At 72.0% G+C, this 11,844-nt stretch carries 8 protein-coding genes; 2 read left to right on the top strand and 6 right to left on the bottom strand.

The genetic code is table 11. The features are described from left to right. Positions 1 to 19: 19 nt before the first annotated feature. Together ACVHNB_RS28410 and ACVHNB_RS28405 are read right to left on the bottom strand one after the other, a co-directional pair. Positions 20 to 2,980, bottom strand: coding sequence for an FG-GAP repeat domain-containing protein (locus ACVHNB_RS28410; RefSeq protein ID WP_456226201.1), 2,961 nt, complete (start codon positions 2,978 to 2,980; stop codon positions 20 to 22). Next, on the bottom strand, positions 2,980 to 5,559 hold the full coding sequence (locus tag ACVHNB_RS28405) for a S8 family serine peptidase (protein ID WP_456226200.1): 2,580 nt from the start codon (positions 5,557 to 5,559) through the stop codon (positions 2,980 to 2,982). The genes ACVHNB_RS28410 and ACVHNB_RS28405 overlap by 1 nt, the downstream gene beginning before the upstream one ends. Positions 5,560 to 5,724: 165 nt before the next feature. On the opposite strand from ACVHNB_RS28405, the gene ACVHNB_RS28400 reads away from it, so the two are divergent. Together ACVHNB_RS28400 and ACVHNB_RS28395 are read left to right on the top strand one after the other, a co-directional pair. Further along, a complete protein-coding gene (locus ACVHNB_RS28400; protein ID WP_428955703.1) occupies positions 5,725 to 7,113 on the top strand; it encodes an aldehyde dehydrogenase family protein in 1,389 nt (462 codons plus the stop codon). A 39-nt stretch (positions 7,114 to 7,152) separates the two neighbouring features. Then, positions 7,153 to 8,235 carry a Zn-dependent alcohol dehydrogenase gene (locus ACVHNB_RS28395; RefSeq protein WP_456226199.1) on the top strand — a complete coding sequence of 361 codons (1,083 nt, stop codon included), beginning with the start codon at positions 7,153 to 7,155 and terminating at the stop codon, positions 8,233 to 8,235. A gap of 25 nt (positions 8,236 to 8,260) precedes the next feature. Here the strand turns inward: ACVHNB_RS28395 and ACVHNB_RS28390 are convergent, their stop codons facing one another. From ACVHNB_RS28390 to ACVHNB_RS28375, 4 genes are all read right to left on the bottom strand, one after another. After that, complete coding sequence (locus ACVHNB_RS28390) at positions 8,261 to 9,163, bottom strand: urea transporter (RefSeq protein ID WP_456226198.1); 903 nt, start codon at positions 9,161 to 9,163, stop codon at positions 8,261 to 8,263. Between the two features lie 141 nt (positions 9,164 to 9,304). Then, positions 9,305 to 10,219 carry a DMT family transporter gene (locus ACVHNB_RS28385; RefSeq protein WP_456226197.1) on the bottom strand — a complete coding sequence of 305 codons (915 nt, stop codon included), beginning with the start codon at positions 10,217 to 10,219 and terminating at the stop codon, positions 9,305 to 9,307. Between the two features lie 191 nt (positions 10,220 to 10,410). Further along, complete coding sequence (locus ACVHNB_RS28380; protein ID WP_456226196.1) at positions 10,411 to 11,118, bottom strand: ArsR/SmtB family transcription factor; 708 nt, start codon at positions 11,116 to 11,118, stop codon at positions 10,411 to 10,413. 43 nt (positions 11,119 to 11,161) lie between these two features. Further along, positions 11,162 to 11,812 (bottom strand): TetR/AcrR family transcriptional regulator, encoded by a 651-nt coding sequence (locus ACVHNB_RS28375; RefSeq protein ID WP_428955708.1) that lies wholly within the window; start codon positions 11,810 to 11,812, stop codon positions 11,162 to 11,164. Positions 11,813 to 11,844: the final 32 nt, after the last annotated feature.

The raw sequence follows: 11,844 nt of genomic DNA, 5'->3' as shown, positions 1-11,844 counted from the left end.
TACCGCAGTACGGCTCAGGTCACGACAGCTTGTACGTCGTCACCTGGTGGATGGCGTAGCTGCCCGAGTAGTACCCGCCGCCGAACTCACCGACGAGACGGTCGCGGCCGTTGAGGTCGTCGTTGAGGGACAGCGCCTCGTCGACACCGTCCCCGTCGAGGTCGCCCGCGAAGGCGTTGTGGGCGCCCATGAGGGTCGGGATCTGGCCGACGGCCCCGGCCCATGAGTCCTCGGACTCGAAGATGCTCGGGTCCCACAGGTACAGGCCGCCGTCCGTACCGGCGAACAGCAGCTGACGGCCGCCGGGCCCGGTCAGGAAACCGCCGCCGTACGACATCGGGAAGACGCCCTGCTCCGTGTCGTCGCCGTTGGCGCGGAACCGCCGGAACGAGGCGACACCGCCCTCGTACAGTGCCCCGTCCTTGGCGAAGAGGCTGTTGTGCGTCCACAGACCGCCACTGAGCGAGGTGTGCAGCACCTCACCGGTGCGGCCGTCGCGGATCTCGATCATGTTCTGCGTGACGATCGAGGTGGTGCCGGCGACGGTGAGGGGCGCGTCGACGTCCCACACGTAGGCCACCGCGTGCCCGTCGGCGTACGGGATCTCCTTGGAGGCGAGGACGCCCTCGTTCGGGGAGAGGGTGCGGATCCCGCTGGTCGCGCCGCTCGGTGCCTTCGGCGCGGCCGACCACTTGGTCCTGCCGGTCTTGGCGTTCAGCGCGACCGCGCTCGTCACGGGCGAGGTCAGCTCGACCGCGTTGTGGCTGGCGTACGAGGCGTAGACCCGGCCGTCGTTCACCGACGGGTCGGCGAAGCGCACGTCGCCCGCGTCCTTCGGGGCGTTGTACGTCCAGATGGCGTGGCCGTCGCCGTAGTAGGCGTGCAACGCGTCGGTCGGGACGAGGATGTCCTGCTCGCCGTCGCCGTCGAGGTCGGCCAGGGTCGCCGTGCGGACGTACTGGCCGCCGCCGTCGATCGTGGCGAGCGTCTTGCCGGTCCTGCCGTTGAGCACGACCGTCGCGGTGTCGGCCGCGACGACGATCTCGTCCTTGCCGTCGCCGTTGACGTCGCCGATCTCGATGTCGTGGACCGCGCCGGGCAGCGTGGCCTGCCACAGCTTCTCCGGCTTGGCACCGTTCACGAGCGACGGTCCCGAGTACGCCCACAGGCCGTTCGACGAGCCGCCCATGACCAGGTCGTTCTTGCCGTCCTTGTTCAGGTCGGCGCTCTTGGCGTAGGAGATGTCGCCCTGCAGCGGCGTGACGCTCTCCGCCTTGCCGTTGGTGAGCTTGAACGTCCGGATGTTCTGCCCCGGGTCGATCACGCGCAGGTGCGTGCCCTGGGCGTTGCTGTAGAGGTCCGTGTACATCGCCGTGCCGGCGACGCCCTTGGACTGCCACGCGAGGTCGCCCTTGCCGGAGAACACGGTCAGCGAGGCGTACCGGGTGCCGCCCCGGTTCTCGGGCACGTCGAACCCGTCGTTGTCCTGACCGGCAGCGATCAGCTTGCCGTCGGCCACCGACAGACCGAACGTGTTCGGCGCGCTGTTGCCGTCGTCGTCGTCCCGCTTGACCGAGTTCGACCACCGGAGCGTGTCCGCGCTGTCGCCGCCCACGACGCGGACGGTGCTGGCGTTGACGTAGAAGTTCTCGTCGAACGAGGACTCCGCGACCGCGTACTCGTCGCCGGCCCTGCCACCGAGGTCACCGACCGTCAGCGCGGTGGGGACCACGTTCTCCCGGCTCTGCAGGGTGGTGCGGTGACCGGTCTTCAGGTCGTACGAGGCGACCTCGTAGCGCACACCGTCCGCGGCGTCCGTCTGCTCGATCGCGACGATCCGCTTGCGGCCGGCGTCCAGACGCATCTTGCGGGCGTACAGCATGCTGTCGGTCTGCCAGGTGACAGAGCCGTCGGCGATGTCGAGCACGAGCGTGCGGCCGCGCGCGTCGACCCCGTCGTCCTTCTCCAGGTTCCAGGAGACGGCGATCTTGCCCTTGCCGAGGTCCTGGATGTCGCCCCAGTTCGCGTACCGGGCTTCCTTGGAGTCGTACGTCCACGTGGAGGCCGGGGTCAGCTTGCCGTCCGAGCCGGCCGAGAAGCGCATGCCCGTCAGGGTGAGCGTCGCGTCGGCCGGGACCTTCGCGTCGCCGCTCATCCGGGGCGCGTCGGCGACCAGCAGGGTGCCGTCGACGATCTTCACCATGGAGGCGTGGTTGTACAGCTTCGACCAGACCGTGGTGCCGGTCCTGCCGTCGAGGACCGTCACGAACGTGCCGGTGGTGAGCGACGAGCCCGGGGAGGTGAAGGCACGCGGGTACGGGGGCGTGCCGACCTGCGCCGAGAACACCAGGTCCGGGACGCCGTCGCCGGTCAGGTCGCCCGCCGAATACCCGGAGTCCGAGTTGGGCGCGAAGGGCGAGACCGCGTTGTAGCCCATGAGGATCTGCGCCGGGTACGGCTCGGTCCGCCACACCTGGAGCGGCTTGACCTGCCAGTCCGGGTAGAACGAGCTGCTGTCGCGGGCCCACTTCGCGCTGCCGTCGGCGGCGTGGAGCTGCACGTAGCCCATGCTGTTGACGGAGTAGTAGTCGCCGTTCTTGCCGACCGGGACCGTGGCACCCATGCCGCGCACGCCTTCCAGCGTGGACTTCGCGGTCATGGTGACCTTGGTGGTCGGGTCGACGGCGGTGGACGCATCGGTCGACGACGAACCGTCGGCGGAGCCGGAACCGGAGTCCGTCGCCGCGGAGGCGTCGTCCTTCTTCGCGCCGGTCGTGTCCGCAGCCGTGTCCTCGGCCGAGACCCACGGGTCGAGGGACACGTTGGCGGCGAGCTTCTTCGCCTCGGTGCTGGTCAGCTTCATCGCCGAACCGCTGTCGCCGTCGGCGGCCAGGGCCTGCGGCACGGCGGTCAGGCACAGGCCCGCCGCGACCAGACCGGAGGCGAGCGCCAGGGCCCGCCGCGAGTGGTGGGCTCTCATCACTTGGCTCCCTGCGTGAAGCGGACGGCGGTGCCGTCGGCGAGCACGGACTGGTTGTAGGAGTACTGGAGGGCGTCGGTGCCGGACTGGTTCGCGATGCCGACGGTGGCACCCGCGCCCTTGTCCGCGACGGACCGGTACTGCAGGGTCACGGCGCCGGTGGCCTCGTCGAAGACGGCCTCGAAGGTGGCGCGGCCCGAAGTCCCGCTCGCGTAGGCGGCGTTGTTCCACACGATGGCGAACGTGCGGCTGCCCTTGGTGCCGGTGGTGGCCGTCTGCACGGACGCCTTCTTGTCGAGGGTGAGGTCGTCCCACAGCGGGGCGACGATGCCCTTGACGCCGTTCACACCGGTCGTCGGCAGCGCGGTGTTGCCGAAGTCGCCGACACGCGAGGACAGGAAGTTGACCAGGCCGTCGGTGGTGACCGAGGCCGAGGAGTACGAGACGCCGTACAGCTTCACCGAGAACGGCAGGGCGACGGAGGCGGAGTCCTCGTCACCGGACAGGGCGACCTTCTTGGAGCCGGCGATCCACGCGTAGGTGGCCGGGGCGCAGGTGTTGCCGGAGTTGTCCGTGCGGTTCGGGACCTGGACGTTCTTCGTCAGGTCGGCCGAGGCGACGGTGGCGGAGCCGTTGTAGACACCGTTGCACAGGACCGGGGCGGCCGGCTTTATCGTCACGCCGTAGGAGCCCTCGGAAACCTTGGCGAAGGTGTACTTGCCCTTGGCGTCGGTGGTGACGGCGTCCAGCGGGGTGCCCGTCAGCTCGACCTTCGCGCCCGCCAGAGCCGTGCCGGAGACGTCGAGGACGGTGCCGGAGACCTTGTGCGAGGCGACCGCGGTCAGCGCGATGTCCTGGGTGTAGGCCTGCTGCTCGGTGAGCGTGACACCGGTCGTCGAGCCGTTCGCGTAGCCGTAGCCGCTGAAGGCGAAGGAGTACGTGCCCGGGGCCAGCGGCAGACGGTAGGTGCCGTCGGCGCCGGTCTTGACCGTGCGGACGGAGCCGGCGGTGTCGGTGGCCGTCACGGTGATGTTGTTCAGGGCCGCGCCGGTCGCCTTGTCGGAGACCCTGCCGGTGACGGTGGCCGCGGTGTGCGGGGCCTTGTCGACGGAGGCGAGGATGTCGAGCTTGCCGTTGCCCCACACGTTGTTCATGCCGGCGGTGCCGCCGCAGTGCGTGTCGTCGACGTCACGGGCGCCCTCGTTGAGGAGCTCGCGGGTCTCGTCGATCTTGCCGATCAGCGAGGGGGCCGCCGACCACAGCAGCGCGACCGCGCCCGCGACGTGCGGGGTCGCCATCGACGTGCCCTGCTCGGTGTTGTACGAGGAACCGGGCCAGGTGGACTCGATGTTGACACCCGGGGCGGAGATGTTCGGCTTGGCCGAGCCGTCCATCGGCGAGGGACCGAAGCCGGAGAACGGTGCGATCTTGCCGTTCGCGTCGTAGGCGCCGACACCGTAGGACTCGGCCTGCGAGCCCGGCGGGTGAGTCGTCGAACAGGTCGTGCCGTCGCCGTCGTTGCCGGCCGCGAACGCCTCGAAGATGCCCGCGGAGTTCCAGGCGTTGAGGATGTCCGTGTAGAAGGTGGTGTCGCCGTCGCTGCCCCAGGAGTTGTTGACGATGTTCGGGGCGAGGTCCGGGCGCGGGTTCTGCCCGTTGTGGTCGGTCGGCGCGAGGATCCACTGGCCGGCGGCGAGCAGCTGGTCGTCGTAGCAGTAGCCGGCCGAGTCGCAGGCCTTGGCGGCCATCCACTTCGCGTTCGGCGCGACACCGATGCCGTTCTTGGCGACCATCGTGCCCATCGTGTGGGTGCCGTGGCCCTGGGTGTCACACGGAGCGGTCGTGGGGCAGTCGCCCGACGCGTCGTAGAAGTTGTAGTCGTCGGTGAAGGTGCCGTCACCGTTGTTGCCGCGGTACTGCTGCACCAGGTCCGGGTGGTCGTACTGCACGCCGGAGTCGACGCTGGCGACGACGATGCCCTCGCCGCGGTCCTTGTACTGGTCCCAGACCTGGTCGGCCTTGATGTCGGAGATGCCCCACTCGGGGGTGTCGTCCCCGTCGGCGGAGGAGTCGGTCTTCGCCGAGGTGCGCGACTTGGTGACCTTGGCGTCGGACGTCTCGATGTCGTCGAGCTTGTACCTGCGCGCCTTGACGATCGACGCGACGTCCGAGCGCTTGGCGAGCTCGTTGACGAGGTCCTGGTCGCCGGTGACCCGGATCGTGTTGGCGATCCAGTAGTCCTTGTGGCCGGCCTTCTTCTTGTCGAGGAAGGACTTCAGTGACGCCTGGCTGTCGGCAGCGTGGGAGCGCAACTCCTTGTAGGCAGCCGTGGCCTTCTTGGCGTGCGTCTTCTGCTTCTTGGCGCCGGACAGGTCCGCCTGGTCCTTCAGCGTGACGAAGAACGTCGCGTCGCCACCCTTGGCGACGGCGCTGCTCAGTGACGAGTCGATCTTCGCGGTGGCGGCGGGCGGGGTGTCGGCGGCGACGGCCGGCATGACGCCGGCGGCCAGTGCGGTCGCGGTGAACGCGGCCGCCGCCCAAACGGCTGATCTGCGCCGTGGCGGTCGGGGCAGGTGCATCGGGGGTGCTCCTCCGGGAACGGTACGGGGGAGTCCGCACGCTAGAAAGCCGCCGTTACTGAGGAATTACCGGCAGCGTGACGGGGGTCTCTGGCGCCCGAAAACTATCACCGCTAGTTTGGGTGCCAGGACGACAGCAGTGACCAGGCAGTGCGGAGGAGAGTCATGAAGGCCCACGAGGGGATGTACATCGGCGGAGAGTGGCGGGCCGCCGCGGGCGGCGACACCATCGCCGTCGTCAACCCGGTCGACGAGCAGGTGATCGGTCATGTCCCCGCGGGCACCGCCGAGGACGTCGACACGGCCGTGCGCGCCGCCCGCGCCGCCTTCCCCGGCTGGGCCGCGACCCCGCCCGCCGAGCGCGCCGCACGGATCGCCGCGCTGCGGGACGTACTGGTGGCGCGCAAGGACGAGGTCGCCGAGACGGTGACGGCCGAGCTGGGCGCCCCGCTGCCGTTCTCGCAGACGGTGCACGCGGGCGTACCGATCCTGGTGTCCGGCTCGTACGCCGAACTGGCGGCCTCGTACCCCTTCGAGGAGAAGGTCGGGAACTCGACCGTCTACGCCGAGCCGGTCGGCGTCGTCGGCGCCATCACGCCCTGGAACTACCCGCTCCACCAGATCGTCGCGAAGGTCGCCCCGGCCCTCGCCGCGGGCTGCACGGTCGTGCTCAAGCCCGCCGAGGACACCCCGCTGACCGCCCAGCTCTTCGCGGAGGCCGTCCACGAGGCGGGCCTCCCGGCCGGTGTCTTCAACCTGGTCACCGGCATCGGCGCGGTCGCGGGCCAGGCGCTCGCCGAGCACGCCGACGTCGACCTGGTGTCCTTCACCGGCTCCACCGCGGTCGGCCGGCAGATCGGCGCGACGGCGGGCGCCGCCGTCAAGCGCGTAGCCCTCGAACTCGGCGGCAAGTCGGCCAACGTCATCCTGCCGTCCGCCGACCTCGCCAAGGCCGTGAACGTCGGCGTCGCGAACGTCATGGGCAACTCCGGCCAGACGTGCAGCGCCTGGACCAGGATGCTCGTCCACACGGACCAGTACGACGAGGCCGTGGAGCTCGCCGCGGCCGCCGCCGCGAAGTACGGCGACCGCATCGGCCCGCTCGTCAACGCCAAGCAGCAGGCGCGCGTGCGCGGCTACATCGAGAAGGGCGTCGCCGAGGGCGCGCGCATCGTGGCGGGCGGCCCCGAAGCCCCGCGCGAGCAGGGCTACTTCGTGCAGCCCACCGTCTTCGCCGACGTCACCCCGGAGATGACCATCGCCCAGGAGGAGATCTTCGGCCCCGTCGTCTCGCTCATCCGCTACGAGGACGAGGACGACGCCCTGCGCATCGCCAACGGCACCGTGTACGGACTCGCGGGCGCGGTCTGGGCGGGCGAGGAGGCGGAGGCCGTCGCCTTCGCACGCCGGATGGACACCGGACAGGTCGACATCAACGGCGGCCGCTTCAACCCCCTGGCCCCGTTCGGCGGCTACAAGCAGTCGGGCGTCGGCCGCGAGCTGGGCTCCCACGGCCTGTCCGAGTACCTCCAGACCAAGTCCCTCCAGTTCTGAGTCCGTTCGCAGCCAGTCCCGCAGGGAGTTATGCCCATCATGGTCCGCGCCGCTGTACTGCCCGCCGTCGGCTCACCGCTGGAGATCGCCGACATCGACCTGCCCGAGCCGGGCCCCGGCCAGGTCCGCGTCGAGCTCGCCGCAGCCGGGGTCTGCCACTCCGACCTGTCCCTGACCAACGGCACCATGCGCGTGCCGGTCCCCGCCGTCCTCGGCCACGAGGGCGCGGGCACCGTGGTCTCCGTCGGCGAGGGCGTCACGCACGTCGGGCCCGGCGACGACGTCGTCCTCAACTGGGCGCCCGCGTGCGGCAGCTGCCCCGCGTGCGCGCTCGGCGAGGTCTGGCTCTGCGCCAACGCGCTGGCCGGCGCCGGGAACGTGTACGCGCGCCGTTCGTCCGACGGCTCCGACCTGCACCCCGGACTGAACGTCGCCGCGTTCGCCGAGGAGACCGTCGTCGCCGCGAACTGCGTCCTGCCGGCCCCGGCCGGTGTCCCGCTCACCGACGCGGCGCTGCTCGGCTGCGCCGTGCTCACCGGCTACGGCGCGATCCACCACTCCGCGCAGGTCCGCGAGGGCGAGACCGTCGCGGTGTACGGCGTCGGCGGCGTCGGCCTCGCCACGCTCCAGGCCGCACGCATCGCCGGCGCCTCGAAGATCATCGCGGTCGACGTCTCCCCGGAGAAGGAGGAGCTGGCCCGCCAGGCGGGCGCCACGGACTACGTGGTCGCCTCCGAGAACACCGCCCGGGAGATCCGCGCCCTCACCAGCAAGCAGGGTGTGGACGTGGCGGTCGAGTGCGTCGGGCGCGCGGTGACGATCCGCACGGCCTGGGAGTCCACCCGCCGCGGCGGCCGCACCACGGTCGTCGGCATCGGCGGCAAGGACCAGCAGGTCACCTTCAACGCCCTGGAGATCTTCCACTGGGGCCGCACGCTCGCCGGCTGTGTCTACGGCAACTGCGACCCGGCCCGGGACCTCCCGGTCCTCGCCGACCACATCCGCGCGGGCCGCCTCGACCCCGGCGCGCTGGTGACGGAACGCATCGCGCTGGACGGGATCCCCGCCGCGTTCGAGAACATGGTCGCGGGCAAGGGCGGCCGGGCGCTGGTGGTCTTCTAGAGGTTCTTGTGCGCGCCGCTCCGCCTCATCCGCGGGGCGGCGCCGCCAGCCGGGGGAACGAGCGCGCCCCCACCAGAAAGACCAGGGTCGTCACCACGAACGGCCAGGTGAGGACATGCCCGCCGACGGGCGCGACCAGCGCGCCGAACGCCGGCGCGAAGACCGTCGCCACGACGGACCCCACCAGCGCGTACACCAGCGTACGCACCCCTCCGTGCAGGAAGACCCCGCACAACGCGAGCGCGACGAGCACCGCGTTGTACCCGGTCGTCCCGTCGGCGACCTGCACCGCGGGCACCCCGAGCAGCCACGCGGCCGTCATCCCCGCCACGTTCCCGAGACAGGCCACCCCCGCCACGCGCGGGCCCGCCACGAGCAGCCCGGCGAGCACCAGCGCCCCCACGTACCACTGCGGCATCAGAAAGATCTGGCCGAAACCGGCGAGGAACCCCCGGGCGGCGTCGGTCGGTTGGAGCCCCATGGCGGCGCCCTCCACCGGCTCGGGCAGGGCGGCGAGCCCGGCCCCGCCCGCGCCCCACACCCGCCCCAGACCCGGCGCGGCCAGCGTGATCGCGCTCGCCACGGCGCAGAACGGCAGCGTCAGCGCGGGCAGCCCCCACGCCCCGAACGCCCGCCCCGCCGCGGCCGTGGCCACGGTGACGACGGCGCAGCCGAGCAGTGCGACGAGCACGGTGGACGCACGGCCGGCCCCGAGGAACACGGCACAACTCAGGCCCACCAGGCACGCGTTGAACCCCTCCATGCCCTGGGCCAGCCGCTCCGGCTCCACCCCGAGCAGCCACGCGACCGCGGTACCGACGGCCGCGCCGCCGACCCCGTAGAGCCCGTACCCCCACCCGGCGGCGAACAGCGCGAGGGCGAACAGCGCCCCGGTGAGCGCCCGCGGCAGGAACGTCACCTGCCCCATCCCGCGCAGCACCCGCAGCCCGAACTGCCTACAATCGCCCGTCCGACTACGCCCCGTTTCAGGACGAATTGCGGCCCCAGCCACCTGCACCATCCGCCGCTCCCGCGTTACGACGATGTTTCCCCACCCGGCGGACGGACCTTACAGCTCCTTCCCGGACGGGACGGGCGCGGGTACCGATTCCACCGTTTTCCGGGGTCGGGAACGCGCCACGGCCACCCCGGCCAGGCACAGCGCGCCCCCGCCGAGCGTGACGAGCCCCGGCACCTCGTCGAGGACGAGCCAGGACATCAGGACGACCAGGGCGGGCACGGCGTACGTGGTCGCGCCCATGCGGCTCGCGGTCGTACGGGCCAGGGCGTACGCCCAGGTCGTGAAGGCGAGCGCGGTCGGGAACACCCCCAGGTACACCATGTTGAGCGTCGCGGAGGCGGGCGCGTGCGCCACGTCGTGCACCAGCCGCCCGGCGAACGGCAGGCACGCCACCGCCCCGATGAGGCACCCGAACGTCGTCACCTGCAAGGCGCTCGCCCGCGCCAGCGCCGGCTTCTGCGCCACGACCCCGCAGGCGTACCCGATCGCGGCGATCACGCACAGCAGCACGCCCACGACGGACGCCCTCCCGTCGCCGGACATGGAGAACCCGACGGCGACCGCCCCCGCGAACGACACCGCCATCCCGGCCAGCAGCCGCGGCGGCAGCGGATCGCCGAGGAAGCGGGCGGAGAGCAGCGCGACCAGGATCGGGCCGATGTTCACGACCAGCGCGGCCGTGCCCGCGTCGACCTGCTGCTCGCCCCAGTTGAGGGCGACCATGTACACCCCGAACCAGAGCACACCCGACACGACGATGCCGCGCCAGGCCTCACGGGGCGGCCACCCCTCGCGCCGCACGGCGCAGACGGCCCCGAGCACCAGGGCTCCCGCGAGCAGCCGGCCCAGGGCGAGGGCGCCGGGGGAGTAGTGGGCACCCGCGCTCCGGATGCCCACGAAGGCGGAGGCCCAGAGCAGCACCGTGACGCCGGCCGCTGCGGTGCCGGAACGAGAGGTCGGCATGAGGTCTTCTCCAAGGTGTGGGTGTGTGGGGGAGGTGTGGGTGGGGGTTTGCGTCGTCGGCGGGTGCGGGCCGATGGGGCTTCTCGCGCAGTTCCCCGCGCTCCTGAGGCATGCAGCTTCGCTGCCGCCTCCCACGAGGAGAGCGGCACTCGCCGACCGGATCGGATCCGGCAGGCGAGGGGGCGGGCGGCTCAAAGAGGGGCACGCACCCCCAGCTCCGCCGAGAAGAACCCGACCCCGGCCCCGGTCACCCGAACCGCCCGCTCGGACCCGATCCGCTCCACCCAGCCGGAGGCGAACGCGTGGCGGCACAGCGCCGCCCCCGCCACCCCGGCCAGATGGACCCGCCGCTCCGTCCAGTCCAGGCACCCGCGCGCGACCGGCCGTCGCCCGCCCGTGTCGAGCACGACCCCGAGCCCCCGGAACCAGCCGAGCCCCGCGTCCGTGAGCGCGAACCCGGCGTCGACCCGCAACAGCCTCCGCTGCGCCATCCCGTCGGTCACGGCGATCCCGAGCCGCCCCGCGAGATGGTCGTAACAGGTGCGGCCCCGCGCCATCGCATCGCGCGCCGACGACGCCCGCAGGGTGGCGGGCCGCTCGCCGCCGCCGGGCACGGCGTACGCGGCGAGCCCTTCCACGAGCTGTGCGACCTGCCCGTCGGCCAGGCGCACGTACCGGTGCCTGCCCTGCCGTTCCTCCGCGAGCAGCCCGCCCGCGACGAGCTTGCCGAGATGCTCGCTGGCGGTGGACGCGGCGACGCCCGCGTGCCGGGCGAGTTCGCCCGCCGTCCAGGCCCGCCCGTCGAGCAGCACGAGCAGACAGGCGGCGCGGGTCTCGTCGGCGATCAGCGCGGCGAGCGCGGCGAGCCGCGGGGCGCCCGGTTCCTTGGAAGCAGCCATGACCCAAGGATGCGCCGGGTACGGTTCGGCGGCGGCCGAAGTATCAGTGCGTGGCCGCCGCGACCTGCGCGTACTGGACGGAGAGCCCGTCGAGCAGCGCCGCGAGCCCGGTCTCGAACGCCCGGTCGTCGACGATGTCCTGCCGCTCCGCGAGCAGATGGGCCTGGCCGAGGTGCGGATAGTCCGCCGGGTCGTACGCCGTCTCGTCGTCGACGAACCCGCCGGCGAACGAGCCGAGCGCGGAGCCCATCACGAAGTACCGCATGAGCGCGCCGATCGACGTGGCCTGCGCGGGCGGCCACCCGGCGTCGGTCATCGACCCGAACACGGCGTCGGCGAGCCGCAGTCCGGCGGGCCGCCGCCCCGGCCCCTGGGCCAGCACGGGAACGATGTTCGGGTGCTCGCGCAGGGCGGCCCGGTAGGAGACGGCCCAGTCGTGCAGCGCGGTCCGCCAGTCCCGCGGATCGCCGGCGTCGAACATCGACAGATCGACCTGCGCGCTCACCGAGTCGGCGACCGCCTCCAGGATCTGGTCCTTCGTACGGAAGTGGTTGTACAGGGACGGGCCGCTCACCCCGAGCTCGGCCGCGAGCCGCCGTGTGGAGACGGCCGCGAGCCCCTCGGCGTCGACGAGGGCGCGGGCCGCGTCGACGATGCGGTCGGTGCTCAGCAGGGGCTTGCGCGGTCGGGCCATGCGGCACATAGTAGGGCTGTCCGCCGAAAACT

Source organism: Streptomyces sp. YJ-C3 (assembly GCF_053891275.1).
The sequence above is the reverse complement of the archived record's forward strand: the minus strand, read 5'-3'. Positions and strand labels throughout refer to the sequence as shown.